Origin of the sequence: Bradyrhizobium sp. SZCCHNRI2009, from assembly GCF_032485115.1 — a bacterium.
Classification (GTDB): Bacteria; Pseudomonadota; Alphaproteobacteria; order Rhizobiales; family Xanthobacteraceae; genus Bradyrhizobium.
On sequence record NZ_JAUEUH010000004.1, the window covers coordinates 471410 to 496888 of the forward strand.

Genomic DNA, 25479 nt, shown 5'->3' on the forward strand with positions numbered 1-25479 from the left:
AGCTGCGCTGTTTTGCCGTTCGTCCTGTGTCCCAATTCGAGTCTGTAACGTTTCTAACAACGCCCGAAACGAGAGCCTTTCGCATGTTGGCAAGGCGACAGGCGCGATGATTTGGCTAAGGCGTTGATAGTCTGACGAAATGATCTTGTCCGCGGCGTGGCACGCGAGTTGCTGAACCCCAGCCCAAGGCGGTTTGCGGCTCGCCAGCAACGTTAAGGAGCGGACATGGACGCGTCAGTGCAGCACGAACAGGCGACGATACCGGACGGCGACAAGCTGAGCTCGGTGATGCAGACCATCGCGGAGCACAAGGGCTGCGGCACCTCGGGCGGCAGCGGCAAGGCGAGCTGCGGCTCGGGCGCCGGCGAGAACGACCTGCCGCCGGAGATCTGGGAGAAGGTGAAGAACCATCCCTGCTACAGCGAGGAGGCGCATCACCACTACGCGCGCATGCACGTCGCCGTCGCGCCCGCCTGCAACATCCAGTGCAACTACTGCAACCGCAAATATGACTGCGCCAACGAGTCGCGTCCGGGCGTCGTCAGCGAAAAGCTGTCGCCGGAGCAGGCGGCCAAGAAGGTGCTCGCCGTTGCCTCGACCATTCCGCAGATGACCGTGCTCGGGATCGCCGGTCCCGGCGATCCGCTCGCCAATCCCGAGAAGACGTTCAAGACCTTCGAGCTGATCGCGCGCACCGCCCCCGACATCAAGCTCTGCCTGTCGACCAACGGTCTCGCGCTGCCCGACCACGTCGACACCATCGCCGGCTTCAACGTCGACCACGTCACGATTACCATCAACATGGTCGATCCCGAGATCGGCGCCAAGATCTATCCCTGGGTTTTCTGGAAGCACAAGCGCTACACCGGCGTCGAGGCGGCCAAGCTGCTCACCGACCGCCAGTTGCAGGGCCTGGAGATGCTGACCGAGCGCGGCATCCTCTGCAAGGTCAACTCGGTGATGATCCCAGGGGTCAACGACAAGCACCTCGTCGAGGTCAACAAGGCGGTGAAGTCGCGCGGCGCGTTCCTGCACAACATCATGCCGCTGATCTCGTCGCCGGAGCACGGCACCGTGTTCGGCCTGACCGGCCAGCGCGGTCCGACCGCGCAGGAGCTGAAGGCGCTGCAGGACGAGTGCGAAGGCGAGATGAACATGATGCGGCATTGCCGCCAGTGCCGCGCGGACGCCGTGGGCCTGCTCGGTGAGGATCGCTCGGCCGAATTCACGACCGACAAGATCATGGCGATGGAGGTGAACTACGATATCGACAGTCGCAAGGCCTATCAGGAGGCGGTCGAGCAGGAGCGTGTCGCCAAGGTTGTGGCGAAGCAGGAGGAGCTCGCCTCGCTCGCCGGCCAGTCGAGCGACATCAAGCTCCTGATCGCGGTCGCGACCAAGGGCTCGGGCCTGATCAACGAGCATTTCGGCCACGCCAAGGAGTTCCAGGTCTACGAGCTCTCCACGGCCGGAGCCAAGTTCGTCGGTCACCGCCGCGTCGACTTGTACTGCCAGGGCGGCTATGGCGACGAGGACAGCCTGGAGACCGTCATCCGCGCCATCAACGACTGCCATGCGGTGTTCGTGGCCAAGATCGGCGGCTGCCCGAAGAGCGACCTGCTGGCCGCGGGCATCGAGCCGGTCGATCAGTTCGCGCACGAGTTCATCGAAAAGTCCGCGATCGCCTGGTTCAAGAGCTACCTCGACAGGGTGAACAGTGGCGAGATCCAGCACGTCGTGCGCGGTGACGCCGAAATTCGCCAGGGCGCCCTGATCTCGGCGGCGTGACATCAGACCCCGGCGGCGCCGTCGCGTCGCCGGGCCCCTTCGACAGGAGCCTTTGATGACCTTGAAGATCATTGCCTCGCAGTGCACGAGCTGCTCGGCCTGTGAACCCGAATGTCCGAACGTGGCGATCTCGGAGAAGAACGGCACCTTCGTGATCGATCCGAAGAAGTGCACCGAGTGCATCGGCCATTTCGACGAGCCGCAATGCGCGGCGGTCTGCCCGGTCGACAACACCTGCGTGATCGACAATTCGTTCCCGCGCTACCAGCCGCCGGCTTGAGGAGAGCCAGATGAATTTCACTCTCACGCCAGCCGCGCAGAAATTCATGCGCATGATGCTGCGGGCTGACGGCACTGCGGGTTCGGGCTTCCGTCTCGCGGTGTCGCCCGGCGGCTGCTCCGGCCTCGCGGCCGATATCAGCGTGCTCGCCACGCCGCAGCCCGGTGATGCCGTGGTCGAGCGCGACGGTGTCAGGCTGTTTCTGCCGGCGGAAAGCCGCTTGCTGCTCGACGGTGTGACCATCGACTTCGCGGATACTGCGACGCAGACCGGCCTCGTGTTTCACGATCCGAAGCAGGTTTCGTGCTCGACCCACGCCTTGAAGGCGCTGGAGCACTAGGACAGCTCGCCATGCCCACCGATGCCCGGCCCAGCTCTCAGACCGCCATCGAGGACGCGTTGCTCGCCGACGCGCTGCTCGGCGGCGGCCTGCCGGAGGAGGCCGAGTATCATCTGTGGCAGGCGGGCCAGAGCTATCATCTCGACGAGGTTGCGGAGGCGCATCTGAAAGAGGCGGAAGCGCTGGCGCCTGGGCATGCGGCGGTCCTGATCGGCTTCTACCGGTTCTATTTCTACAAGGGACGGCTCGCCGACGCGCTGCGCATCGCCAAGCGGTGCCTCGCCAAGGCGGCCGCCGAAAACTGCTTGCCGCCGCACTGGCGCGACGTTCGCGCCGGTCATGCCGAGTTCGGCAGCTATGACAACATGCTGCCGCGTTTCTTCATGTTCACCTTGAAGGGATACGCCTATTTGCAGATGCGCCTCGGCAATCTCGTCGAGGGACGGCTCGCGGTGCAAAAGCTGCTCGAGCTCGATCCCAGCGACAAGATCGGCGCACGCGTCCTGCTCGAGGTGGTCGACCGGGTGGAGCTCGACGATGAATGACGACATCGACGAGGCCATCGACTGGCAGGGCAACGAGATCAGTTGTGCGGGCTGCGAACACGCGCAGCTCAACGCATCCGGCGGCTGTCGCCTTCGGCACGCCTGCGTGCACGACCGCTACGCCCGGCGCATCGACCGCTTCTTCAACTGGAATCCGGCGCTCGCCAACGGCTACGTCAAGCATCCGCATTTCGAGGTGCGCGCGATCGCGGCGAAGCATGCCAGCCCGTTCTTTCTGCCTCCGCTGCTCGATGATCCCGAGGAGACCGTGCGCTGGAACGCCGCGCGGCGGCTGCCGAAGCGGCTGGTGTTGCGGCTGCGCCATGATCCGCATCGCGAGGTCCGCATCCGGATCGCGACGGTGCTCGATCCGGAAGACCTGATGCCGATGATGATGGACGACGATTACTACGTCCGCCTGGTCGTGGCGCGCCGCATCGTACCGTCCGTGCTCGGCCGCATGATGGGGGACCCGGAGGCCGAGGTCCGCCGCGTCGTCGCACGGCGCATTCCGAGTGACTGGCTGCTCGGCATGATCAGCGACCCCGATCCACGGGTGCGGCTCGAGATCGCCGAGCGCCTCGCGCCTGATCTCCTCACCGCGATGCGCAAGGACGCCGACTGGCGGGTGCGTCACGAGGTTGCGAGCCGGATCGCGCTCAGTGAGCTGACCGAGTTGACGCGCGACGAGGATCCGCTGGTGCAGGAGATGGCGCGCGACCGGCTCGCGAACCGCTCCGGAGCTGCGATGGAGAAACCGGCATGAGCAACATCGTTCGTGACAGCGAGGTCGTGGAGTTGTCGGCGCCGCCGTACTTCACGTTCGGCGAGAAGGTGAAGGCCAAGCGCACGATCCGCAACGACGGCACCTACGCAGGCAAGGAAATCGGCGAGATCCTCGCGAAGAAGGGCGAGATCGGCTACGTCGTCTCGATCGGAACCTTCCTGCAGCAGTTCTACATCTACGGCGTCGAGTTTCTCGAAAGCGGAAACCGCGTCGGCATGAAGCGCAAGGAGCTCGAATCGACCGTCCCCCGCGGGGAGGCCGAGGACGAGTTGCCCCTGCCGGGAGCATACAGATCATGATCGAGCCGCGCCTGCCGAAATATCAATGGGGTCAGCGTGTCAAGGCGCTGATCGACCTCGTCAATGACGGCTCGTTCCCGAACGCGCCGGCCGAGGCCAAGCTCGTTGGCGTCGGCGATATGGGTGAGATCGTGCAGGTCGGCACCCACACGGAAGCGAACATGCCGATCTATCTCGTCGAGTTCGGCGAGCAGCTCGTCGTGGGGTGTCTCGAAGAGGAGATCGTCCCGGTTGAGGTGCGATGATCCACGATGGCCGCAACCGCGCTCAAGCCCAGCTTTGTCCTGCCCGCGCATCCCAATGAGTTGGATCGCAAGCGGATCGCGCGCGCGCTGAAGTCACGCAAGCGCTATCGCTATGTCGAGCCGACGGTGTCGCCGGTCGACGAGGGTTATCACGTCCGCAGCCCTTGCTGCTCGCGCAACATCGACAAGGACGGTGGGGTGATCGACGTCGCGCTGCTGCGCCATGATCCCGCGAATGCGATGTGGAAGCTGTTCTGGAGAGATCACGCGCAGGGGACGTGGGAGCTGCATAGTCTGCATCGGCGGTTGACCGCGGCGGTCGACGAGCTGAACGCGGACCCTGAGCGGATCTTCTGGCAGTAGAGCGAAGAGGACGCGTGACATGGCATTGGCCGAACAGGAATTGAATGAGATCGCGCAGGTCCTCGAGCGATCCGACGCCGGCAGCGCGGCGTTCGGCGAGCTGCGCCGCCGCTTTCCAAGGCTGGTACTGACACGTTGTGACGCGTCTGATGTCACGGAAGCGCCGTTCCGCAGCTATCCGGCATTCGACCTGCATCTGCTCGACGCCAGCGACCACTGCGCGGGTGTGACCGATGACCTTGCCAAGGCCACCGGCCTGATCCTGGCCAAGCGGAGCTGAGCATGACCAAGCCCTATCTGGTGCATGACGCCGATCGGCAGGAGCAGGATGAAGCGGAGCTTACGCCGGTCGAGGCGAGCTTCATTCCGCTCTCTGATCCCGACATTACCACGGCGGAGATTGCCGCCGTGGACTCCGCGTTGCGCTCGCCGCGGCTGTCCTGCGGTCCGCTGGTCGAGGAGTTCGAGGCGGCATTCGCAAGCTATCTCGGGCGCAGATACGCCATTGCCGTCCCGAGCGGAACGCTTGGCCTGGTCCTGGTCCTGAAAGCGATGGGCATCGGATCGGGCGACGAGGTGATCGCGTCGTCCTATTCGTTCCGCGAGATCGCGCATGCCATCAGCATCGTCGGCGCCAAGCCGGTGTTTGCGGATATAGATTACTACTCGGGCACGCTGGCGCCAAGCAAGATCGAGGCGCGCATCACGGAGCGGACAAAGGCGATCCTGGTCGGCAACACCAACGGCCATCCGGCCAAATGGTCGGAACTGCAGGCGATCGCGAAGACCCGCAATCTGCCTGTCATCGAGGATTCGACCGAGGCCATCGGCTCGAAATATAAGGGGGCGCTGGTCGGTACATTCGGTACGGCCGCGGTGTTCGATTTCTCGCAGCCTTTCGCGCTCACCTGTGGTGAGGGTGGCATGGTCGTCACCGACGACGTCGACATCGCGGTGGCCGTGCGTCGGCACCGTTCGCACCGGCTCGACGAGCGCGCATCGGTCGTGGTCAGCAGCAGCGCGTCGCACCAGGCTGTGATGAGCGACGTGACCGCCGCGCTCGGGTTGGCGCAATTGCGGCGGATCGACGAGATCCTCGAGCGGCGCAAGCTGATCGAGCAGATCTATTACAGCGAGGTGCAGTCGTTCGAGGGCATCAAGGACCCCTATGTCGGGCCCGATGTCACCGAGGTGAACTGGTTTCTCTATCAGGTGCATCTGGGCACGCGGTTCTCGAAGTCGAGCCGGGATTCGATCGTCGAGGATCTCAGGGTCGAACAGGTCGAGGCCGTGGCCTATTCGAATCCCCTGCATCTGCAGCGGCATTATTTCGACATGGGATATCGCCGAGGCGATTATCTCGTGACCGAGAAGGTCGCCGATCGTGTGGTGGCCCTGCCATTCCACGTGCATCTCACCAGGGATCAGATCGCCTTCATCGTTGCGACGATGAAGGACGCCTCGGTCAATGTCGGGGCGGGCGCCGCGATCTACTGAGAAGTTCTAAGTTCAAACCGAAAAGGAGAATCCAAGTGGCGACATTGACGGTAATGCCCTCCGGTAAGACGATCGAGGTGGGCGAGGGCACCACCATTCTGGCAGCGCTGCTCGGCGCCGAGGTCGAGATCCAGCATAAATGCGAGGGCCAGGCAAAGTGCGGTTCCTGCCACATCTTCCTGCAGGAGGGACGCAAGGGCGTGTCGAAGGTCACCAAGCTGGAGAACGAGAAGCTCGACACCATCGTCGGCGTCGGCTCGAAGTCTCGCCTCGCCTGTCAGGCGACCATTCTTGGCACCGAGAACGTCAAGATCGAACTCCTGGGCTTCGGCTCGGGCCTGTAACAGGAGGATCACATGGACAAATTGACGCTTCATGTCCGCTTTGCCAATGATGGCACGGTCGCCGAGATCAGCGAGCGGCCGGTCGAGCTGACGCCGCAGCAGTGGTTCGACAAGCTCAGCGAGGCCATCGGCATGAAGGCCTATCAGACCTTCGCCGGCGGCCGCGGCGTGTTCAAGGTGGCTCGTGAGCAGATCGAGGCCCTGAAGACCGCGGCTGTCTCGTGACGCGGTCGGCAGTATGAGCACCGATGCGGGACAGGCGTGCCGATTCTTCGTCTCCTACACGGGCGTCAAGCTGCCGCTGCGGCTGGTGACTGCGATTGCGCCGGAGCAGCTGTCGAACCGCAACACGTTCATCCGCGGCTATTTCGATGCCGCGGGCGTGCTGACCGGATTCGAAAAGATCGTCTATGACGAGATCGAGCTCACGCACAGCTACAGCTATCATGCCAATGGGACGCTGCGCCGGGCCGAGATCGTGATGCTGGACGAGGAGCCGGCGACGCTGAATTTCGACGAGACCGGCGCACCCGTCGCCGGGCGAGACGCTTAAGAAGGAGGCCCCGTGACCGTCGCCAAGCTGATCGAGGCTCTTGCCAGCATGCCGAAGGACGCTATCGTGCTGATGGACAGCGGCGGTGGATTGTCGCGTGTCGATACGCTGGAGCTTGTGGACGAGCAGGGCCCGGGCGCTCCGGCCGAGGTGATCCTGCAGCCGAGCTTGGATGAGTAGAGGGCGGACTGGTCGGATGGCGGACGCTGGGACTTCAGAGACTGGAACTCCGGACGCAGGGCCGGTCGCGACCCCCTATGAGCGAATCGGCGGTGCCGCCGTGGTCGACCGTCTCGTCGAATCCTTCTACCACCGAATGGATACGCTGCCGGAGGCCAAGGGCATCCGCGACATGCACGGCCGCAATCTCGGGCCGATCAAGCACATCCTGAAGCGCTATCTCTCCGAATGGCTGGGCGGCCCGAAGCTGTACTCGCCAGAGAAGGGCCATCCGCGGCTGCGCCAGCGTCACATGGGCTTTGCCATCGGCAATGCCGAGCGCGACGCCTGGCTGCTGTGCATGCGCGGCGCGCTCGAGGAGACTGTCAGCGACGTCAAGGCCCGTCAGGATGTCGACGCCGCCATGACCAAGCTCGCCGACTGGATGCGCAACCAGGCCGGCAACCCGCACGATGCTCGGGCCGCGCGGCCGTGAGCCTGCGGTGACGTCATCGCGAGGAGACGAAGGCGACGAAGCAATCCAGAGTCGCCCGCGTTACCCTGGCTTGCTTCGCTGCGCTCGCAATGACGGAGAGGGCGTGACGCGTAGGCTGGACCAAGCGAAACGCGCCCACCGGCGGTCTCGCCTGCAAGATGGACCAGAAAAAGATGGACCAGAAAGGTGGGCACGGCGATCTTTCGACGGTGCAATTCACTGCCGTCCGTGGCGCCTTGGCCCACCTTACGCAATCCAACTAATACAAAGGCACGCCGAAGAAGGTCTCGTCCTCGCCGCCCCAGGCGCGGTGTAGCGCCAGGGCGTTCTGCCATTGCATCATCTCGACCTCGCTGGCATTGCGATGCGTGATCTTGCCGTCCGGCTGCTCGGCAAGCAGGAAAGGCTTGCCGTTGCGGATGAAGCGGTTGAGATCCTTGGTGTCGTTGGGGCGCACGACGCAACGTGGCCGCTCGTCGATCAGGATGGTGGTCGGCAGCATCGCGGCGCTCTCACTCCATCGGCGGTCCCATGTCGTCGTCGGCTTTCTTCTTCTTTTTCTTGTCGGTCTTGGCGAGCGCATAGGCGCCGGCGTTCTTCAGCGTGATCGGCGGCTGCCCGACGACATATTGCGAGATCCACGCCAGGGTCCGGTCATGTGCCAGCGCAGCTGCAGATTCATCATAGGTCTCGCCGTCACCGTCGAACGCATGCGCGGCATTCGGATAGGAGAACGCGCTGACCTCGGGATGATAGGCGCGGAACGTGGTCACCTCCGCGAACGGCACGACGATGTCGGCCTCGCCGAAATGGAGCAGCGTCGGAATCCTGCGCTTGGCGCCGGCTGCGTTGACGACACCGGTCGCGTAGTAGCTCACCGCACAGGCCACACCTGAGACTCGGTTGGCGGCGTCATAGGCGAGACCGCCCCCGGCGCCAAAGCCGACCACCGCCACCTTGCCGCAGTCCTTGACGCTGTCGACCGTTGACTGGATCTCGGCGAGCAGCGGTGCTGCCGGATCCGGCACGCTCTCGGCCGGCTCGCCCTCCGTTGCCGCTTCGATCTCCGCGGGAGGCGACAGCTCCGGCGCAATCACGACATAGCCGCTCGCGGCGAAAGTATCGGCGACCTTGCGTAGCTTGCCGGCAGCGTCGGCGCCGTCCGGCAGGACGACGATCGCCCCCTTCGGCGCGTCGGCGGGATCGGCACGAAACGCCTGAAACGTATGGCCGTCGCTGGCGGTCAGCTTGATCGTGCTCGCTGTAGGCATGTGATGCTCCTGCTCCCCTTGCGCGGTTGGCGCGCGTTACAACAAACCCAGCTCCAGGGCGGTCTCTTCGGACATGCGCGACTTGTCCCATGGCGGCTCGAAGACAAGGGTGACCCTGACCGACACCACACCGTCGACGGCCTGTACGGCGTCCTCCACCATTCGGACGATCTCGCTTGCGACCGGACAGCCGGGCGCCGTCAAGGTCATGTCGATCTCGACCGCGCCGCCGCCCTCGTGCGCGATCCGATAGACCAGCCCGAGATCGTAGACGTTCACCGGAATCTCCGGGTCATAAACCGTTCGCAACGCTGCAATCACGCTCTCGGCTGCACTCTGGGAGCCGGTCGCTACGGCGTTCTGCGCCGGGGAAGGAGGGGGCGGGGCGTGCATGGTCATCATGCGTTGGTTCCTCTCATGATCCTGGTTCGCACCGGGGGATGGTCGTTGGAATTCGAGTCATGTTTCGCTCATGCATGGCGTCGCCTCATTCCGAACCGAGCCCCTCGGCCAGCGCGGCGACGACCGGCCATCCGACGGCGCCGGTGGGATCGAGTCGCCGCAGCGCCGCGAGCATTTCGGCTGCTCCGTCGGAATCAGTCTTGCGCAGATGGATGAAGGCGAGGGCCTTCAGCGTGTAGAGCGCGAAGCGGCCGGCGCCATCCGGCAGCGGATCATGCGGCGTCCAGTGCCGCCAATCCCGTGGCCAGCCGGCCTGGCGCGCCGCTTCGGCAAGGCCCAGCTCGGCGACCGCCTCTGCCTCGTCGAGATGGCCTTGATAGGTGTGAATCTTGTACAGACAGAAGTAGGTCGGAAGCTGCTGCGGAGCCACCGCCAGCGCCTGGCGAAACAGCCGATCCGCCTGCGCGTGGTCGCGGCGATACGCCGCCACGCCCTGTTGCAACAGCGCATCGATCTCTTGCGGCAGATCGCCGAAGTTGATCGTGTCGGGTTCGCTGACGAGTTCGAGCATCTGCATTGACCTCGATCAAATCACTGCAAGATGCGGACCGTTTTCGCGCGGGTGCAGCAGCGCCGGAGCCGGCACGAGGCGGGCGGAAGAGCGGGCCGATGTTGGATTTTGAACGCCACCTCTTCGCCGCGCCGTGGCCGATGTCGCAAAGACGACGCAACGCTCGGCGATTTGGCGTGGACGCGTCGTCAGATGCAGACGAGACGGCGATCGCGGCGAGCAAATGACTGGTTCGGAGCTTGCATGAGGCCTTCATCAATCCAGCGGGAGTGGCAGCGATGGCGATGGCAGCAACGGACATCGAGCGTCTGATCAAGGAGGCGTTCCCGGATGCCGTCGTCCTGATCGAGGATCTGGCGGGCGATGGCGACCATTATTCGGCGCGCGTCACCTCACAGGCTTTCGCCGGGAAGAGCCGGGTGCAACAGCATCAGATGGTCTATTCGGCTCTCAAGGGCCAGATGGGCGGCGTGCTGCATGCGCTGGCGCTCGAGACGTCATTGCCGAAATGATCGTTGCGGCCGGGCTGATCGGTCGCATTCAGGGAAAGGATCCAGTCTATGTCGACATCCGAACGCATTCAGAAGCTGATCGACAGCAATGACATCGTGCTGTTCATGAAGGGCGTGCCGGCGGCGCCGCAATGCGGCTTCTCCGCCGCGGTGGCACAGATCCTGGCCAAGCTCGACGTGGCCTACGAGAGCGTCAACGTGCTCGCCGATCCCTTCATCCGCGAGGGCATCAAGGAGTTCTCCAACTGGCCGACCATTCCGCAGCTCTATGTGAAGGGCGAATTCGTCGGCGGCTGCGACATCGTGCGCGAGATGTTCCAGGCCGGTGAGCTCGCGACCCTGCTCGCCGACAAGGGTATCAAGGCGTCTGCGTCATGAGCGATGCCGATGTCGCCGAGGCGGATGACGCATTCGAGATTCCGCAGCTCTACAAACATCACGCCTTCGTCTGCCTGACGCAGCGCCCGCCCGGGCATCCGCGCGGCAGCTGCGGCGCGCTCGGCGTGCAGCCGCTGTGGGACCGGCTGACCAAGACCATCGAGGCGCAGCGGTTGACGGATATCGGCGTCACCGCCGCCGGCTGCTTCGGCTTCTGCAGCGCCGGACCGATGATGGTGGTCTATCCGGACGGCGTCTGGTATCGACCGACCAAGCCGGAGGATATCGACGAGATCGTCGAATCCCACTTCAAGCAGAGCAAGCGTGTCGATCGCCTGGTCATGGTGTTGAAGCGCTGAGCTTGCAGAATGGAGCCGCTCAACGCGGCTCCGGACAAGGTGTCGACCCATCCGGACGCGTGCAGCCCTGGACATCCTCCAGACCGTCGCCCTGCCGAAGCAGCGAGATGACGGGTTCACGATCGAAGCCGGCGCAGCACCGGCCGCCGGCTTCGATCAATGGCCGGCGGATCAGCAGCGGATCCTCGAGCATCAGGTCGATGGCCGCGACGGCTTCGATCGTCTCTGGCTCGATCTCTCCCGATCTCACGCGCGGCGAGGCCGGATTGAACCAGGCCCAGACGGGGGTCCCGGCGAAATATGTGCGCAGCCGCTCGCCCGTCCAGGGTTCGGTCAAGAGGTTCCTGGCGATGACATCGTGGCCTGCTCGCGTCAGCATCAGCTTCTGCCGGGCGTTGGTGCCGCAGCCCGGCTTCTCGTAGAAGACGACGGTCGTCACGTCAGGCACCGCCGAGCTGGACCAGCTGCGCGCCGCCGGCGCGGCCGAGAATGGTGTCGACCTTCTTGCGCACCGCCTCGATCGTGAGCGGCTTGACCACGGCGCCATGCGCGCCGGCCTTGAGACCTTCGATCGCGATCGCCTCGTCGGCCTTGGCGGTCACGATCAGAATGCGCACGCCCTTGAACTTCGCCAGGATCTCGCGGACGAGCTCGGGGCCGCGTTGCTTCAGGAAGGAAACCCCGAGCAGCACCACGTTCGGTGCCAGCCAGTCGACGCCCTTCTCGTACGCCTCCTCCGGCGTCGCCAATTCGTGGGTCTCGATTTCATCGTGCAACATGAACTGCAGGGCCGCGCGCGTGATCTCGTCGTCGTCGATCACGAACACGCGCCGCTGGTCCACTGCCTTGGCCGTCTCCACTCCGATCTGCATTGCATCCTCCTCAACGTTGTCAGCGTCTGTGCCGCAGGGCTGCAGAGGGGATCTAGCAAATCTCGTTCCGGGCACCGCCCGGCTGAAAAGCTACCGCTGTTGTGTCGTTTCGGACAGCGCCGCGCGTCGTCGCATCTTGCGAAGCATTCCGATGTCGGGTTTGCAACAACTCGCAATCGCGCCCGGATTGCTCCGCATCTCCTTTAAAACATGATCGTTTTGGCCCTGTGCGCGTGCTGGCACAGCCGTTGCAAAACCGGGTTCAGGCAATGGTTGAGGGCTGAGTGCACGCCGACGCTCCGGACGAGCGATGCTCTCCTTCCCAACAACCCGTCTGCCGGTTCGGACACACAGAGGACGCGGTCACGCCTCGCGAGCAGCGCGGGCGCGACATTGGCAATCGGTTGATGGAGAGCAGAATGTCATCACTTCGACAAATCGCATTCTACGGCAAGGGCGGCATCGGCAAATCGACGACGTCGCAGAACACGCTCGCGGCGCTCGCCGAGATGGGTCATCGGATCCTGATCGTCGGCTGCGACCCCAAGGCGGATTCGACCCGCCTGATCCTGCACGCCAAGGCGCAGGACACGATCCTGAGCCTGGCTGCTGCCGCCGGCAGCGTCGAGGACCTCGAGATCGAGGAGGTCATGAAGGTCGGCTATCGCGACATCCGCTGCGTCGAGTCCGGCGGTCCGGAGCCGGGCGTCGGCTGCGCCGGCCGCGGCGTCATCACCTCGATCAACTTCCTGGAAGAGAACGGCGCCTACGAGGACATCGACTACGTGTCCTACGACGTGCTCGGCGACGTCGTGTGCGGCGGCTTCGCGATGCCGATCCGCGAGAACAAGGCGCAGGAGATCTACATCGTGATGTCCGGCGAGATGATGGCGATGTATGCCGCCAACAACATCTCCAAGGGCATCCTGAAATATGCGAATTCCGGCGGCGTGCGCCTGGGCGGCCTGGTCTGCAACGAGCGTCAGACCGACAAGGAGCTGGAGCTGGCGGAGGCTCTCGCCAAGAAGCTCGGCACCCAGCTGATCTACTTCGTGCCGCGCGACAACATCGTGCAGCACGCCGAGCTGCGCCGCATGACCGTGCTGGAATATGCGCCGGATTCGGTCCAGGCCGGGCACTACCGCTCGCTGGCGCAGAAGATCCACAACAACGGCGGCAAGGGCATCATCCCGACCCCGATCACGATGGACGAGCTCGAGGACATGCTGATGGAGCACGGCATCATGAAGGCCGTCGACGAAACCCAGATCGGAAAGACTGCCGCCGAACTCGCCGCAACGGCTTAAGCAGTCTTGGTACCGGCCTTCCTCCCGTCGGAAGGCCGGTACCTCATCGCATGTCCCGTCGGCGCGCGGCAGGGGATCAAGCTATGACCATCGCAATCGTGGGCGTCTCGGAGTCCGTCGCTGCCGGCCTGCAACCGTCGCCGCGCAACGGCTCCTGCGAAGAGAACGCGCCGCATCACGGCCGCCAGATTTACCGCCTGCTGACCGGCGTCGATCCCGACGAGGCGCTGATCGACAGTGACATCGGTTTCGATCGTCACGTCATCGCATCGGTTCTCGCCGTTTCAGCGATGGAGCATGGCGCGCTGGCGGAGCGCGCGGGGCTTTCGACCGTCGAACTGATCGCACTGCTGGCGCAGTTGTTTCCGGCAGCCTCGATCGACTCCTCATGGCTGCCGATCACCGGGGCCGTGGCCGCGCCGGACGAGGACGAAATCACGATGGTGCGCGATCTGCTCACCGCGCAGCGCTCCACGGCCGGCGAGGTCGGCCGCTGGCTCGCGGCCATGGTGGCGCGTCGCGCGATGGAGCCCAACCATCTCTGGGAAGACCTGGGCCTGCGCGAGCGCTCCGAATTGTCGCGCCTGCTGATGCGCCACTTCGCGCCGCTGGCGAGCCGCAACACCAGCAACATGCGCTGGAAGCGCTTCTTCTACCGCATGCTGTGCGAGGATGATGGCTTCGTGATGTGCACGACGCCGGTCTGTACCCAGTGCAACGACTTCCAGCTCTGCTTCGGCGAGGAGAGCGGCGAGAGCCGGATGGCCGAACGGCGGCGCGAGGTGGCGCTGCAGGAGGCGGCGGGCGCCGCGATGTGAGTTCGAGGACCGTGATGATGTTGATGGACAGCCAGCTTGGATCCCCGTGCAACTCCGACGGCGGACGTTGTCCTCAGGCGGAGACCTGCGAAGCTGGCGAGATCCTGATGCGTCGATGCGAGGACGCGCTGCGCCGGGCCGGGTTGCGCCCCACCCAGCAGCGTCAGCAACTGAGCCGGATTCTGTTCGGCGGCGGTGACCGCCACATCACCGCCGACGCGCTCTATGCCGCAGCCGTTGCTTCGGGCTTGAAGATCTCGCAGGCCACCATCTACAACACGCTCAACCAGTTCGTGGAGCTGGGCCTGCTGCGCCAAATTGGCGTGGACGGCTCGAAATCGTTCTTCGACACCAATACGACCGTGCACCCGCACTTCTTCTACGAGGACGAAGGCGCGCTCGTCGATGTGCCCGGACAGGTCGCGTTCGAGCAGATGCCCGAGCCGCTGCCGGGTTATGGCATGGAGCGGATCGACATCGTCATTCATCTGCGCCGCAGGCGTCACGCCTGACGGCAGCGCAGGTCGCCACGCGGTCCAGGCGCTGCGCGGGCATGTCTCTCTGCGTCGACGTTCGACGTTCGATGTCCGACGCTGTTACGAATCCGACAATTCGGGGCGTTGGAAAAACAATCAGATATTCAATTGGTTGGCGTGGTGTCCGGCGGTGGCATGGCCGTTGCTGAGTGAATGGCAGGCCGCAACGGAGCGTCGTGCTTCTGGCGGCCGCACACAGGTTGCGACGGAGCGAGTGAATGCCAGACGTCTCCGGACAGCGCGGGCCCAGGAATGCCCGAGATGCCGGCTCTGCCCACGGGGGCACAGCCTCGGGGAGCCCGATGCCCCGGGTCATCCTCAACGATACCACGCTCCGCGACGGCGAACAGGCGCCGGGCGTCGCCTTCGCCCTCGGCGAGAAGGTCGCGATCGCCCGTGCGCTCGCCCGTGCCGGCGTTCCCGAGATCGAGGCCGGCACGCCGGCGATGGGGGCCGACGAGATCGCGGCGATCAGGGCGATCGTCGAGGCCGGTCTGCCCGCGACCATCATCGGCTGGTGCCGGATGCGCGAGGCGGATGTCGATGCGGCGATCGCGGCCGGCGTCTCGATGGTGAATGTCTCCATCCCGACATCCGACGTGCAGATCGCCGCCAAGCTCGGCGGCAGCCGCAGCGCCGCGCTAGAGCTGCTCAAGCGCGTGGTCGGCTATGCGCGAAGCCGCGGACTGGCCGTTGCCGTCGGCGGTGAGGATTCGTCGCGCGCCGATGTCGGCTTTCTCGCCGAGGTGATCGCGACCGCGAAGTCGCTCGGTGCCCGACGCTTCCGCGTCGCCGATACGCTGAGCGTGCTCGATCCCGACGCGACGTCAGCCCTGGTCGGCGCCTTGCGTGCGACCACGGACCTGGAGATCGAGTTTCACGGCCATGACGATCTCGGTCTTGCCACCGCCAACACGCTGGCGGCAGTCAAGGCGGGCGCGACCCATGCGTCGGTCACCGTGATCGGCCTCGGCGAGCGTGCCGGCAATGCCCCGCTGGAAGAGGTCGCGGTCGCGCTGCGGCAGCTCTACCGGCGCGAGACCGGCATCGTGCTGGCCGAGCTCGATCACGTCGCCAATGTCGTGGCGGCCGCCGCAGCACGCGCCATTCCACTCAACAAGGCCATCGTTGGCGAGCACGTCTTCACCCATGAATCCGGCATTCACGTCGACGGCCTGCTGAAGGATCAGCGCACCTACCAGGCGCTCGATCCGGTACTGTTCGGCCGCTCCAATCGGATCGTGATCGGGAAGCATTCCGGGCTGTCGGCGATCACCTCGTTGCTGTCGGATTTGCGGCTGCCGGCGAGCGCCGACCAGGCCCAGCGCATCCTGGCGCGGGTGCGCAGGCATGCCGTCGCTCACAAGGGGCCGGTGCCGAAGGAGGCCGTTGAGGCCATCTGGCGCGAAGTCTGCGATCACCCGCTGGCGAGCTTTGCCTGATCATGAGCGACATCGTCGACACACCCATTGCGAAGCCGATCGTCGTCGAGGCGAGCCGGCCCTCGCTGCTTCGCCTGATCCGCGAGGACATTGCGTGTGTCCGCTCGCGCGATCCGGCGGCGCGCAGCGAAATCGAGACACTGCTGACCTATCCCGGCATTCACGCGCTGATCTGGCACCGCCTGGCGCATCGGCTGTGGATCCGCGGCTGGCGTTTTCCGGCGCGCTTGTTGTCGTGGCTCGGACGTTTCCTGTCGAATGTCGACATTCATCCGGGCGCCGAAATCGGCCGCCGCTTCTTCATCGATCATGGCGCCTGCGTCGTGATCGGCGAGACCGCGGAGGTCGGCGACGATGTCACGTTGTATCACGGCGTCACCCTGGGCGGTACGTCGTGGTCGCCAGGCAAGCGGCATCCGACGCTGGACAGCGGTGTCGTCGTCGGCGCCGGCGCCAAGATTCTCGGACCGATCACCATCGGTCCGCGGACCCGCGTCGGTGCCAACTCCGTCGTCATCCAGAGCACGCCGCCCGACGTCACGGTGGTCGGGATCCCCGCCAAGGTGGTGCGGCCTGAGTTCACCCATCGGCGGACTGTCGGACGGATCGATCTGGATCATCATCTGATGCCTGATCCGGTCGGTGAGGCCCTTTCCGTGATGCTGGACCGGATCGAGTTCCTCGAAGCGCAGCTCGCCCACATCAGGCAGAAGATACGCCAGGGACCGCCGGCTCCGGCGCCGACCTCCTTCTGCGAGGTTGATCCGATTTCGAGTCAAGGAGCAAAGCAATGACTGCGGCAACGCCGAACGTTCTGGACGAACTGAAGAAGACCTCCGCGGCCGAGGAGTTCTTCAAGCTGCTCGGTGTCGACTACGATCCCAAGGTGCTCAACGTCTGTCGGCTGCATATCCTCCGCCGGATGGGGCAGTACCTCGTCAGCGAGGACTTCTCCGGCGTTTCCAGTGAGGACGTCGCAGCCCGCTGCAAATCGTTCCTGGAGCAGGCCTATCAGGACTTCCTCGTCTCGACGCCGCTCGATCAGCGGGTGTTCAAGGTGCTCAAGGAGGCGGTGGCGCCGCCGAAGCCGGCTCCAAAGCCGTTCGTTTCGCTGACGACGCTCAAGTAGCGCATGAACTGACGATCGCTCCCACCAGCGTCGCCAGCACGACTGGCGGCGCTTCTGCTTTCAAGCGAGCCGTGCGCTTTCAAGTTCCTGTCGCATTCCCGACGCGTGTTGCTTGCGACGTGTCGGACCTCGTCGGCGAGTTCTCAGAAGCAGATCAGGTTCATGCGCCAAGATGTTGAATCCGTGCCGATAATCATCGCGGCCGAAACTGGTACGACAATTGCTGTCCTGATCGCAGGACTACACACCCGGAGTGATCGCATGCATATCGTCGTCTGCATCAAGCAGGTTCCGGACTCCGCGCAGATCCGCGTTCATCCGGTGACCAACACCATCATGCGCCAGGGTGTGCCGACCATCATCAACCCTTACGACCTGTTTGCGCTCGAGGCGGCGCTGCAACTGCGCGACAAGTTCGGCGGCGAAGTGACGGTGCTGACCATGGGACCGCCGTCCGCCGAGGACTCGCTGCGCCGGGCGCTGACCTACGGCGCCGACCGCGCCGTGCTGCTGACCGATCGCTTCTTCGCCGGCGCCGATACGCTGGCAACCACCTATGCGCTGGCGACAGCCATTCGCAAGGTCAGCGAGACCTTTGGCGCGCCCGACATCGTGTTCACCGGCAAGCAGACGATCGACGGCGACACCGCCCAGGTCGGCCCGGGCATCGCCAAGCGGCTGGGCCTGCTGCAACTGACGTACGTGGCGAAGATCCGCGAGGTCGATCCTGTCGCGCGCACCATCGAAGCCGAGCGCCGCTCCGAGGGGGGCGTTCAAGTGCTGAAGACCAAGCTGCCGTGCCTGGTGACGATGCTCGAGGCGACCAACGAGATCCGCCGCGGCGCCATGGCCGATGCGCTCCGTGCGGCGCGCGCTCAGATCGTCACCTGGAGCGCCAAGGACGCCGGCGTCGAGGACATCTCGAAGTGCGGCTTGAAGGGCTCGCCGACCATCGTGAAGCGGGTCTTCGCGCCGTCGGCCCGGGCGGAGAAGGCAACCATGGTCGACTTCTCGAGTCGCGCGCCGGCCGACGCCCTGATCGAGGAATTGTTCAAGCGGCAGCCGAAGCTCGAAGCCGAGCTGACGACGTCAGCGCACGGCTTCTGATCCAGACGGCTTTTGACGGACCAAGGGACGACGATCATGAGCGAACCCACCAAAGCACCGCCCGCCGCAGCCGGTCGCGCCGCGACCAAGAAGGAGCTGCCCGAGCATTTCAAGGCCTACAAGCACGTCTGGGTGTTCATCGAGCAGGAGCGCGGCCAGGTCCACCCGGTATCCTGGGAGCTGATGGGCGCCGGACGCAAGCTCGCCGACAAGCTGAAGGTCGATCTCGCGGCCGTCGTGATCGGTCCTCCCGGAGAAGCCGTGCAGCACGCTGCCGCGGAGTCGTTCTGCTATGGCGCCGATCTCGCCTACATCGTCGCGGACGGCGTTCTCACCGACTATCGCAACGAAGCCTACACCAAGGCGCTGACCGACGTCGTCAACACCTTCAAGCCGGAGATCCTGCTGCTCGGCGCCACCACGCTCGGCCGCGACCTCGCCGGCTCCGTCGCGACAACGCTGCTCACGGGTCTGACCGCCGACTGCACCGAGCTCGACGTCGATGCCGACGGCTCGCTGGCCGCGACGCGTCCGACCTTCGGCGGCTCGCTGCTCTGCACGATCTACACGCTGAACTATCGGCCGCAGATGGCCACCGTCCGCCCGCGCGTGATGCCGATGCCGGACCGCGTCGAGAAACCCGCCAGTCGCATCATCGAGCACAAGCTCGGTCTCGTCGAGGAGGACATCGTCACCAAGGTGCTGTCCTTCATTCCGGATCGCGATTCCGCCAAGTCCAATCTCGCCTATGCCGACATCGTCGTGGCGGGCGGGCTCGGGCTTGGCTCGCCGGAGAACTTCCAGCTCGTCAAGGGGCTCGCCGCGGTGCTCGGCGCCGACTTCGGCTGCTCGCGGCCGCTGGTGCAGAAGGGCTGGGTGACCTCGGATCGCCAGATCGGCCAGACCGGCAAGACCATTCGGCCCAAGCTCTACATCGCCGCGGGCATCTCCGGCGCGATCCAGCATCGGGTCGGTGTCGAGGGCGCCGACCTGATCGTTGCCATCAACACCGACAAGAACGCGCCGATCTTCGACTTCGCGCATGTCGGCATCGTCACCGATGCGATCCGGCTGCTGCCCGCGCTGACGGAGGCATTCCGCGCGCGTCTGTCGCCGCATTCGCGCGATCGCATCGCAAGCTAGGCACCAGAGAGGGAGCAGGGCAATGATCGAGGAACGTTTCGACGCGATCGTCGTGGGTGCCGGCATGGCCGGTAATGCGGCTGCGCTGACCATGGCCAAGCGCGGCATGAAGGTGCTGCAGCTCGAGCGCGGCGAGTATTCCGGCTCCAAGAACGTGCAGGGCGCGATCCTCTACGCCGACATGCTGGAGAAGCTGATTCCGGACTTCCGCGAGGAAGCGCCGCTGGAACGCCATCTGGTCGAGCAGCGCTTCTGGATGCTCGACGACAAGTCGCATGTCGGCCTGCACTACAAGTCGGACGACTTCAACGAGGAAAAGCCGAACCGTTACACGATCATCCGCGCCCAGTTCGACAAATGGTTCTCGTCCAAGGTCAAGGAGGCTGGCGCCACCGTGCTGTGCGAGACCACCGTGACCGAGCTCGCGCAGGATGCCTATGGCAAGGTGATCGGCGTCAGAACCGATCGGCGCGATGGTGAGATCCATGCCGACGTCGTCGTGCTGGCCGAGGGCGTCAACGGCCTGCTCGGAACCCGCGCCGGCCTGCGCGAGCGGCCGAAGCCGGAGAACGTCGCTCTCGCGGTCAAGGAGATGCACTTCCTGCCGCGCGAAACGATCGAGGCGCGCTTCAACCTGAAGGGCGACGAAGGGGCCGTCATCGAGGCCGTCGGCACGATTTCCCGCGGCATGACCGGCATGGGCTTCATCTATTCCAACAAGGAGTGCATTTCGCTCGGCATCGGCTGCCTCGTCTCCGACTTCCAGAAGACCGGCGAGACGCCCTACGGCCTGCTCGAGCGGTTCAAGCAGCATCCGTCGGTGGCGCCGCTGATCGAGGGGTCGGAAGTCAAGGAGTACTCGGCGCACCTGATTCCCGAGGGCGGCTACAACGCGATCCCGCAGCTCTGCGGCGATGGCTGGGTGGTGGTCGGCGATGCCGCCCAGCTCAACAATGCCGTCCACCGCGAGGGATCCAATCTCGCGATGACCTCGGGGCGCATCGCGGCCGAGGCGATCTTCCAGGTCAAGTCGCGCCGCGATCCGATGACCAAGGAGAACCTCGCGCTCTACAAGAAGATGCTGGAGGACTCCTTCGTCATCAAGGACCTGAAGAAATACAAGGACATGCCGGCGCTGCTGCACAACCAGTCGCAGAACTTCTTCCTGACCTATCCGCAGCTCGTCTCCAAGGCGATGCAGAACTTCGTGCGCGTCGACGGCACGCCGAAGAAGGAGAAGGAAAGCAGCACCGTGCGCTCCTTCGTGAATGCAAGGTCATGGACCGGCCTGTTCGGTGACGCCTTCAGGTTTGCTCGGGCGTGGCGATGATTGGTGAATGAACGAAACAGCTCAGGCGAGGGAGATCAGACATGAGCACGGACGTCGCAGTCAGGGTCGAAGACAAGCTGTTCTATAATCGCTATCAGGTCGATCCCGGCCGGGCCCATATCAAGGTCCGTCCGCATACCACGCCGACGCCGCAGTTGAAGGCGCTTCTCAAGGCCTGCCCGGCACGCTGCTACGAACTCAACGACAAGGGCCAGGTCGAGATCACGGTCGACGGCTGCATCGAATGCGGCACCTGCCGGGTCATCGGCGAGGCCAGCGGCGACATCGAGTGGAGCTATCCGCGCGGCGGCTACGGCGTGCTGTTCAAGTTCGGCTGACGCCGTCGGATCATGCCGGTCGACGGGGTGCCGCAAACGCAGCGCCGGATCATCAATCCTGTATTGTGTTTGATATAGGTCATTGAGTTCTGGCACGCGTTCTGTTTACATTGAGCAGCAGCAACGAGGCTGCAACGGATGAGGAACAGCACGTGAAGCTGAGCGCACGAAATGTCTTACCGGGACGAATCATCTCGGTTGAAAAGGGAACGACCACCGCCCACGTCAAGGTGGAGCTCGCCCCGGGACTGACAGTCTTCTCGGCGATCACCAACGAGGCGGTGGACGAACTCGCGCTTGCCGTCGGCGACAGCGTCTCCGCCGTCATCAAGTCGTCGGATGTGATGATCGGCAAATAGGAGCGTGGCGCCGAATTGCTGCGCCGATCAGCCGCGCGACGCCTGTCGCGCGCGCAGGTCGAGCCACCAGGTTTCCATCGCGGAAAGCGACGGCTGGAGCAGCGTGCCGAAATCGCCCGCAAAGGTCCGCCAGTCGTCGATGCATTTCTGCGGCACGGCCGTCAGCACCGGAATCCCCGACGTGATTGCATCGGCCAGCTCGCCGCGCAACCCGCTTCCGGAAGCCTCCTGCTTGGAGAACTTGTTGATCACGATGAGGTCGGCATGGGCCGCGATGGCGCGGTGAACGGCCATGCCGGCTTCGGCAAGGCCTGCGGTGTCGAGCTTGCAGGCCGTCGATCCGGTGCCGAGGTCCTGACAGATCGAGATCGTGTCGCCATTGGCGAGATCGATCACGTCCATTCCGCTTTTCTTGCCGACTTCGTCTCTCGTATTGCGCTGAACGATGCCGCCGACGCGGACGCCCCGTTGCAGCAGCTCCTGGGCAAAGGCGTCCAGCAAGGCATCGGCGTCGTCGCCCGGTCCGTAGAGAATGGCGGCGAGACGGGGCTGATTGGGCTCGGCGGAAGCAGGAAGATCGTGCGGGATCATGCGGGGCCTGGCGATCGGGGGCGGGCGGCGACCAGGGTTTATATAGAGGATGCAGCCTGTGGAGAAAGAGCAGATGTCGCGCGCGCCGACCACCGCTACGCACCATGATCTGGAAGCGCTGCTCCGCGACGATGTCCCCTATGGCGACCTGACGACGGAGACGCTCGGGATCGGCGCCGAGCCGGGCCTGATGCACTTCGCTGCGCGCGGCCGCATGGTATTGGCCCTAGCCGAGGACGCGGCGGCCTTGATCGAGCTCACGGGCTGCCATGTCGAATTGTTCGCCGGCAGCGGAATGGTGCTGGAGGAGGGGGCCCCGATCCTACGTGCAGAGGGCGCGGCGGCAGGCCTGTTGCGGAGCTGGAAGGTGGCGCAGACGCTCATCGAGATCTGGTCAGGCGTCGCCACCGGGGCGGCTGCGATCGTCGGCGCGGCGCGTGCGGCCAGGCCTGGCATTGCGGTCGCCTGCACGCGCAAGAACGTCCCCGGAACCAAGCCGTTCGCCGTTGCCGCGGTGAAGGCGGGTGGCGCGGTGATGCATCGGCTCGGCCTGTCGGAGACGGTGCTGGTGTTTCCGGAACACCGGGCGTTTCTCGGCGATGCGCCGCTTGCCGATGTCGCCGAGCGGTTGCGGCGGAGTGCGCCGGAGAAGCGGCTCGTGATCGAGGTCACCACGGTCGAGCAGGCCGTCGCCGCCGCCGTGGCCGGCTTCGACGTCATCCAGGCCGAGAAATTTTCGCCTGCCGAGATCGCTGCGCTGACGGAGCGTATCGCCATCAGCGCGGCGCTGCCGCGGCGGCCGATCATTGCGGCCGCGGGTGGCGTGAATGCGCAGAACGCCGCAGCCTATGCTGCGGCGGGGGCGGACGTGCTGGTCACCTCGGCGCCCTACCTCGCGCGTCCCTGCGACGTGCAGGTGCGGATCAGCCCTGCCTCGGCCGCGGCTTGACCGCACGACCCGGCTACTGTGGGTGCCGCGGAGCGGCGCGCTTCTGTCGGTTGGCTCGCCATTCCATGAACTCACGGAACAGCCGCGGATCGGCCGAAACGCCGCTCGCCTGCAGATCATTGGCCTGCGCGTTGGCCCCCAGCATCTGGGGAGGCGGCGTATTGCGATCGAGCCAGTCCTGTGCCGTCTTGAACCGTGTCCAGCCGGCGATCGGCGCCAGCGGCGCCACCTCCTGCCATTTCGGGTGGTATGGCGGCCGCTGCAGCGCCTGCATGTTGCTGAAGAAGGCTTCGACCAGCAGAGACAGCCGGCGGTGACGGTCGCTGCCCGCTGGCCAGTTGAACGACGCCAGCACGGCCTCGGCCGCGATCGTGTTCACCGGCGCCGAGGCGCCGACGAGGTTCGGATAGTCCTCGGCGGACAATTGCGCCGGCAGATAGTCGTCGTGCAGAGCCTTGTCGTAGTCGACGGGCACCAGATGCAGATTGGGATCGTTGACCTGGCTCAGCCATTGCACCGGCTTGCCCTCGACCGTGATGATCGCGTCGATGTCGCCCTTGCGCAGCATGTCCAGCGCCAGCCGCGGCTCGATATAGAGCAGATGTGGCCTGATCCCGAGGCGCTCGAACACGTTGATCGAGGTGACGAAGGTGCCGCCGTCGGGCAGGTCGACGGCGATCGTCTTGCCGTCGAGCTCGCTCAGGCTGGCGATCGATCTCGGCGCCAGCACGTGCATCTCCTCGTTGAACAGCTTGGTGACATAGACCAGTTGTTCGCGGATGTTGTTGGCGAAGTCCTTGCGCTCGAGAAAGGCCAAGGTGTCCTTGCGGATGATGCCGGCGTCGACGCCGCGCAGCAGCAGGATGTCGGCGACCGATTGCACCGAGCCGCGGCCGATCACGGGAAGGATGCGCAACTCCGTCCCCTTGTCGAGCGCGGATGCGAGGTCCGCGCCCATATTGGCGTAGGTGCTGCCGAACGAGCCGGTCATCAGCGTGACGGTATTGGCATTCAGCTGGTTGGCCAGATCGCGCTTCGCCGTGCCGTAACGGAAGATGGTCTTGAAGGAATCGCTGACGCTGCCGGGATCGATACCGCTCCGGACCGGACCGAAGCGCTGCCACTTGCCGCCGGTGAACTGCATCATCTGCATCTGCTCCAGCGGCGCGTGATCATGGGGGCTGGTGTTGACGGTGATGCCGGGCGTCAGCATCGGCAATTTGAGGCTCTTCAGGGATGCCGCCTGCTTCATGATGTTGTCGCGCGACAGGTCGTCGCCGCAATTCCGCAACACTGCGACCATCGCGTTTGCCGCGAGGTAGCCGAAGGTCGCAAGACCATTGCTTCTCGGTACGTCGGGCAAATAGCGGTCCATGAATGCGGACCATTCGCGGTAGGATGGATCGCCTGCGGCCGCGGCCTCCTCGCCCTCGTAGTAGTAGCCCGCGGACAAGATGCCTTCGGCATTCTGCAGGCCGGCCGGCTGCATCACGGCGGAGACCGATTCCGAGACCGTCGAGATGATATGGTCCGGACGCCAGCCGAGCTCGGCCGCGCGGCGGATCGCCATCACGGCGAATTTGGGCGTGGTCACGTCGAAGAAGATGTCGGCGCCGGAGGCCTTCAACGTGGCGATCTGCTGATTGACGTTGGCGTCCGTCACCTTGTAGGTGACTTCCGCGACGATCGGAAGCTTGCCACCCAGGCCGTCCTTCAATCCCTTGACGTAATCCTTGCCGAAATCATCGTCCTGATAGAGAATCGCGATCTTGCCGCGGCTGTGGGTCTCCAGCAGGTACTGGGCATAGACGTGCGCCTCGGCCTGGTAGCTCGGCTGAAAGCCCATGGTCCACGGAAAGTCGTGGGGCTGGTCCCATTGCGAGGAGCCTGATGCCACGAACAATTGTGGGACTTTGTTGGCGTTGAGATAAGGGCGGACCGCCAGGTTGGGAGCCGTGCCCAGACTGGCGAACATCAGGAGGACGTTGTCCTCCTCGACGAGCTTGCGGGTCATCTCGACCGTCCTCTGCGGCGCATAGCCGTCGTCGTAGGAAATGAAGTTGACGCGCCGGCCGTTGATGCCGCCCTCGGCATTGATCTTGTTGAAGTAGGCCGCGATCGTCTTGCCGATGACGCCATAGGCGAGAGCCGGGCCGCTGTAGGGCATGGTGTTGCCGATGCGGATCTCGTTGTCCGCGGCGACCGCTTGATGTCCGGTCAGCGCCAGCGGAGCGGACAGAGCCAGGGCGAGGCATGCGGCTGCTCGAGGGGGGCTGATCTTTGCATCCCGTGGTCTGCGACGTCGGCTCCATCTGGCGGCCAAGCCGGCGCGAACTGCAGCATGGATGCCGTGCATCATCAGTCCTCCC

Annotated in this window: 39 protein-coding genes; 31 read left to right on the forward strand and 8 right to left on the reverse strand. The window is 64.7% G+C overall.

Annotated elements, in window-relative coordinates; genetic code table 11:
* Positions 1 to 225 precede the first annotated feature (225 nt).
* From nifB to QX041_RS17440, 15 genes are read left to right on the forward strand one after another with little or no spacing between them, the layout of a single operon-like run.
* Entirely contained in the window at positions 226 to 1788 is a 1563-nt protein-coding gene (gene nifB, locus QX041_RS17370) for a nitrogenase cofactor biosynthesis protein NifB (RefSeq protein ID WP_316166082.1), read from the forward strand.
* A 55-nt stretch (positions 1789 to 1843) separates the two neighbouring features.
* Positions 1844 to 2068, forward strand: a complete 225-nt coding sequence (locus QX041_RS17375; protein WP_006609676.1) for a YfhL family 4Fe-4S dicluster ferredoxin — start codon at positions 1844 to 1846, stop codon at positions 2066 to 2068.
* A gap of 10 nt (positions 2069 to 2078) precedes the next feature.
* Positions 2079 to 2408: an iron-sulfur cluster assembly accessory protein gene (locus QX041_RS17380; RefSeq protein WP_315756220.1), complete on the forward strand. Its 330-nt coding sequence runs from the start codon at positions 2079 to 2081 to the stop codon at positions 2406 to 2408.
* 11 nt (positions 2409 to 2419) lie between these two features.
* Positions 2420 to 2953, forward strand: a complete 534-nt coding sequence (locus QX041_RS17385) for a hypothetical protein (RefSeq protein WP_315713124.1) — start codon at positions 2420 to 2422, stop codon at positions 2951 to 2953.
* Positions 2946 to 3719, forward strand: a complete 774-nt coding sequence (locus QX041_RS17390) for a 4Fe4S-binding leucine-rich repeat protein (RefSeq protein ID WP_315713122.1) — start codon at positions 2946 to 2948, stop codon at positions 3717 to 3719. The genes QX041_RS17385 and QX041_RS17390 overlap by 8 nt, the downstream gene beginning before the upstream one ends.
* Entirely contained in the window at positions 3716 to 4039 is a 324-nt protein-coding gene (locus tag QX041_RS17395; RefSeq protein ID WP_009032133.1) for a nitrogen fixation protein NifZ, read from the forward strand. Before QX041_RS17390 ends, QX041_RS17395 begins: the two co-directional genes overlap by 4 nt.
* Positions 4036 to 4284: a nitrogen fixation protein NifZ gene (locus QX041_RS17400; RefSeq protein WP_315752850.1), complete on the forward strand. Its 249-nt coding sequence runs from the start codon at positions 4036 to 4038 to the stop codon at positions 4282 to 4284. Before QX041_RS17395 ends, QX041_RS17400 begins: the two co-directional genes overlap by 4 nt.
* A 6-nt stretch (positions 4285 to 4290) precedes the next feature.
* Positions 4291 to 4647 carry a DUF3024 domain-containing protein gene (locus QX041_RS17405; protein WP_315713117.1) on the forward strand — a complete coding sequence of 119 codons (357 nt, stop codon included), beginning with the start codon at positions 4291 to 4293 and terminating at the stop codon, positions 4645 to 4647.
* 19 nt (positions 4648 to 4666) lie between these two features.
* Complete coding sequence (locus QX041_RS17410) at positions 4667 to 4927, forward strand: hypothetical protein (protein ID WP_316166084.1); 261 nt, start codon at positions 4667 to 4669, stop codon at positions 4925 to 4927.
* A 2-nt stretch (positions 4928 to 4929) separates the two neighbouring features.
* Entirely contained in the window at positions 4930 to 6144 is a 1215-nt protein-coding gene (locus tag QX041_RS17415) for a DegT/DnrJ/EryC1/StrS family aminotransferase (protein ID WP_316166086.1), read from the forward strand.
* Between the two features lie 35 nt (positions 6145 to 6179).
* Positions 6180 to 6488, forward strand: a complete 309-nt coding sequence (locus QX041_RS17420) for a 2Fe-2S iron-sulfur cluster-binding protein (protein WP_315713113.1) — start codon at positions 6180 to 6182, stop codon at positions 6486 to 6488.
* Between the two features lie 12 nt (positions 6489 to 6500).
* The gene (locus QX041_RS17425; protein WP_315752854.1) at positions 6501 to 6713 is read left to right on the forward strand and encodes a hypothetical protein; all 213 of its coding nucleotides are present in this window, start codon (positions 6501 to 6503) and stop codon (positions 6711 to 6713) included.
* A 13-nt stretch (positions 6714 to 6726) separates the two neighbouring features.
* Positions 6727 to 7041, forward strand: coding sequence for a DUF6156 family protein (locus tag QX041_RS17430; RefSeq protein ID WP_316166088.1), 315 nt, complete (start codon positions 6727 to 6729; stop codon positions 7039 to 7041).
* A 12-nt stretch (positions 7042 to 7053) separates the two neighbouring features.
* On the forward strand, positions 7054 to 7221 hold the full coding sequence (locus QX041_RS17435) for a hypothetical protein (RefSeq protein ID WP_315713107.1): 168 nt from the start codon (positions 7054 to 7056) through the stop codon (positions 7219 to 7221).
* Between the two features lie 16 nt (positions 7222 to 7237).
* The gene (locus QX041_RS17440) at positions 7238 to 7696 is read left to right on the forward strand and encodes a group II truncated hemoglobin (protein ID WP_315713105.1); all 459 of its coding nucleotides are present in this window, start codon (positions 7238 to 7240) and stop codon (positions 7694 to 7696) included.
* Between the two features lie 259 nt (positions 7697 to 7955).
* Here the strand turns inward: QX041_RS17440 and QX041_RS17445 are convergent, their stop codons facing one another.
* The 4 genes from QX041_RS17445 to QX041_RS17460 form a co-directional block, all read right to left on the reverse strand.
* Positions 7956 to 8198 carry a hypothetical protein gene (locus QX041_RS17445; RefSeq protein WP_315713103.1) on the reverse strand — a complete coding sequence of 81 codons (243 nt, stop codon included), beginning with the start codon at positions 8196 to 8198 and terminating at the stop codon, positions 7956 to 7958.
* Between the two features lie 10 nt (positions 8199 to 8208).
* Entirely contained in the window at positions 8209 to 8967 is a 759-nt protein-coding gene (locus QX041_RS17450; protein WP_315768835.1) for a dienelactone hydrolase family protein, read from the reverse strand.
* Between the two features lie 36 nt (positions 8968 to 9003).
* On the reverse strand, positions 9004 to 9366 hold the full coding sequence (locus QX041_RS17455) for an iron-sulfur cluster assembly protein (protein ID WP_315713640.1): 363 nt from the start codon (positions 9364 to 9366) through the stop codon (positions 9004 to 9006).
* 88 nt (positions 9367 to 9454) lie between these two features.
* The gene (locus tag QX041_RS17460; RefSeq protein ID WP_315713099.1) at positions 9455 to 9946 is read right to left on the reverse strand and encodes a hypothetical protein; all 492 of its coding nucleotides are present in this window, start codon (positions 9944 to 9946) and stop codon (positions 9455 to 9457) included.
* On the opposite strand from QX041_RS17460, the gene QX041_RS17465 reads away from it, so the two are divergent.
* From QX041_RS17465 to QX041_RS17480, 4 genes are read left to right on the forward strand one after another with little or no spacing between them, the layout of a single operon-like run.
* Complete coding sequence (locus QX041_RS17465; RefSeq protein WP_315713098.1) at positions 9946 to 10167, forward strand: hypothetical protein; 222 nt, start codon at positions 9946 to 9948, stop codon at positions 10165 to 10167. The two genes, QX041_RS17460 and QX041_RS17465, sit on opposite strands and share 1 nt — an antisense overlap.
* A 51-nt stretch (positions 10168 to 10218) precedes the next feature.
* Positions 10219 to 10452 (forward strand): BolA family transcriptional regulator, encoded by a 234-nt coding sequence (locus tag QX041_RS17470; RefSeq protein WP_315768831.1) that lies wholly within the window; start codon positions 10219 to 10221, stop codon positions 10450 to 10452.
* Between the two features lie 48 nt (positions 10453 to 10500).
* Positions 10501 to 10830: a Grx4 family monothiol glutaredoxin gene (gene grxD / locus QX041_RS17475; RefSeq protein ID WP_315752861.1), complete on the forward strand. Its 330-nt coding sequence runs from the start codon at positions 10501 to 10503 to the stop codon at positions 10828 to 10830.
* Positions 10827 to 11189: a (2Fe-2S) ferredoxin domain-containing protein gene (locus tag QX041_RS17480; protein ID WP_316166090.1), complete on the forward strand. Its 363-nt coding sequence runs from the start codon at positions 10827 to 10829 to the stop codon at positions 11187 to 11189. The genes grxD and QX041_RS17480 overlap by 4 nt, the downstream gene beginning before the upstream one ends.
* A gap of 19 nt (positions 11190 to 11208) precedes the next feature.
* Here the strand turns inward: QX041_RS17480 and QX041_RS17485 are convergent, their stop codons facing one another.
* Together QX041_RS17485 and QX041_RS17490 are read right to left on the reverse strand one after the other, a co-directional pair.
* Entirely contained in the window at positions 11209 to 11628 is a 420-nt protein-coding gene (locus QX041_RS17485) for an ArsC/Spx/MgsR family protein (protein WP_315825162.1), read from the reverse strand.
* 1 nt (position 11629) lies between these two features.
* Positions 11630 to 12061, reverse strand: coding sequence for a response regulator transcription factor (locus tag QX041_RS17490; protein WP_315713088.1), 432 nt, complete (start codon positions 12059 to 12061; stop codon positions 11630 to 11632).
* A gap of 419 nt (positions 12062 to 12480) precedes the next feature.
* Here QX041_RS17490 and nifH point away from each other — a divergent pair, with 419 nt between their 5' ends.
* The 11 genes from nifH to QX041_RS17545 all read left to right on the forward strand — a co-directional run bounded on the left by nifH (position 12481) and on the right by QX041_RS17545 (position 21570).
* Positions 12481 to 13368 (forward strand): nitrogenase iron protein, encoded by an 888-nt coding sequence (gene nifH / locus QX041_RS17495; RefSeq protein WP_315713086.1) that lies wholly within the window; start codon positions 12481 to 12483, stop codon positions 13366 to 13368.
* Between the two features lie 83 nt (positions 13369 to 13451).
* Complete coding sequence (locus QX041_RS17500) at positions 13452 to 14186, forward strand: nitrogen fixation protein NifQ (RefSeq protein ID WP_316166091.1); 735 nt, start codon at positions 13452 to 13454, stop codon at positions 14184 to 14186.
* 17 nt (positions 14187 to 14203) lie between these two features.
* Complete coding sequence (gene irrA, locus QX041_RS17505) at positions 14204 to 14698, forward strand: iron response transcriptional regulator IrrA (RefSeq protein ID WP_316166193.1); 495 nt, start codon at positions 14204 to 14206, stop codon at positions 14696 to 14698.
* Positions 14699 to 15024: 326 nt separating this feature from the next.
* Entirely contained in the window at positions 15025 to 16164 is a 1140-nt protein-coding gene (gene nifV / locus QX041_RS17510) for a homocitrate synthase (RefSeq protein WP_316166093.1), read from the forward strand.
* 2 nt (positions 16165 to 16166) lie between these two features.
* The gene (cysE, locus tag QX041_RS17515; RefSeq protein WP_316166094.1) at positions 16167 to 16958 is read left to right on the forward strand and encodes a serine O-acetyltransferase; all 792 of its coding nucleotides are present in this window, start codon (positions 16167 to 16169) and stop codon (positions 16956 to 16958) included.
* The gene (gene nifW / locus QX041_RS17520; protein ID WP_315713078.1) at positions 16955 to 17293 is read left to right on the forward strand and encodes a nitrogenase stabilizing/protective protein NifW; all 339 of its coding nucleotides are present in this window, start codon (positions 16955 to 16957) and stop codon (positions 17291 to 17293) included. Before cysE ends, nifW begins: the two co-directional genes overlap by 4 nt.
* Before the next feature lie 261 nt (positions 17294 to 17554).
* Positions 17555 to 18400 carry an electron transfer flavoprotein subunit beta/FixA family protein gene (locus QX041_RS17525; RefSeq protein WP_315713075.1) on the forward strand — a complete coding sequence of 282 codons (846 nt, stop codon included), beginning with the start codon at positions 17555 to 17557 and terminating at the stop codon, positions 18398 to 18400.
* A gap of 36 nt (positions 18401 to 18436) precedes the next feature.
* Positions 18437 to 19543 (forward strand): electron transfer flavoprotein subunit alpha/FixB family protein, encoded by a 1107-nt coding sequence (locus tag QX041_RS17530; RefSeq protein WP_315713073.1) that lies wholly within the window; start codon positions 18437 to 18439, stop codon positions 19541 to 19543.
* 22 nt (positions 19544 to 19565) lie between these two features.
* Positions 19566 to 20873, forward strand: coding sequence for an FAD-dependent monooxygenase (locus QX041_RS17535; protein ID WP_315768820.1), 1308 nt, complete (start codon positions 19566 to 19568; stop codon positions 20871 to 20873).
* A 41-nt stretch (positions 20874 to 20914) separates the two neighbouring features.
* Positions 20915 to 21211, forward strand: a complete 297-nt coding sequence (locus QX041_RS17540; protein WP_172112536.1) for a ferredoxin family protein — start codon at positions 20915 to 20917, stop codon at positions 21209 to 21211.
* Positions 21212 to 21363: 152 nt separating this feature from the next.
* Positions 21364 to 21570, forward strand: coding sequence for a molybdopterin-binding protein (locus QX041_RS17545; RefSeq protein ID WP_315713067.1), 207 nt, complete (start codon positions 21364 to 21366; stop codon positions 21568 to 21570).
* A gap of 27 nt (positions 21571 to 21597) precedes the next feature.
* Here the strand turns inward: QX041_RS17545 and QX041_RS17550 are convergent, their stop codons facing one another.
* Positions 21598 to 22161, reverse strand: coding sequence for a DUF2478 domain-containing protein (locus QX041_RS17550; protein ID WP_315768941.1), 564 nt, complete (start codon positions 22159 to 22161; stop codon positions 21598 to 21600).
* A 73-nt stretch (positions 22162 to 22234) separates the two neighbouring features.
* On the opposite strand from QX041_RS17550, the gene modD reads away from it, so the two are divergent.
* The gene (gene modD / locus QX041_RS17555) at positions 22235 to 23110 is read left to right on the forward strand and encodes a ModD protein (RefSeq protein ID WP_315768818.1); all 876 of its coding nucleotides are present in this window, start codon (positions 22235 to 22237) and stop codon (positions 23108 to 23110) included.
* A gap of 13 nt (positions 23111 to 23123) precedes the next feature.
* Here the strand turns inward: modD and QX041_RS17560 are convergent, their stop codons facing one another.
* Positions 23124 to 25469, reverse strand: coding sequence for an ABC transporter substrate-binding protein (locus QX041_RS17560; protein ID WP_315768816.1), 2346 nt, complete (start codon positions 25467 to 25469; stop codon positions 23124 to 23126).
* Between the last annotated feature and the right edge of the window lie 10 nt (positions 25470 to 25479).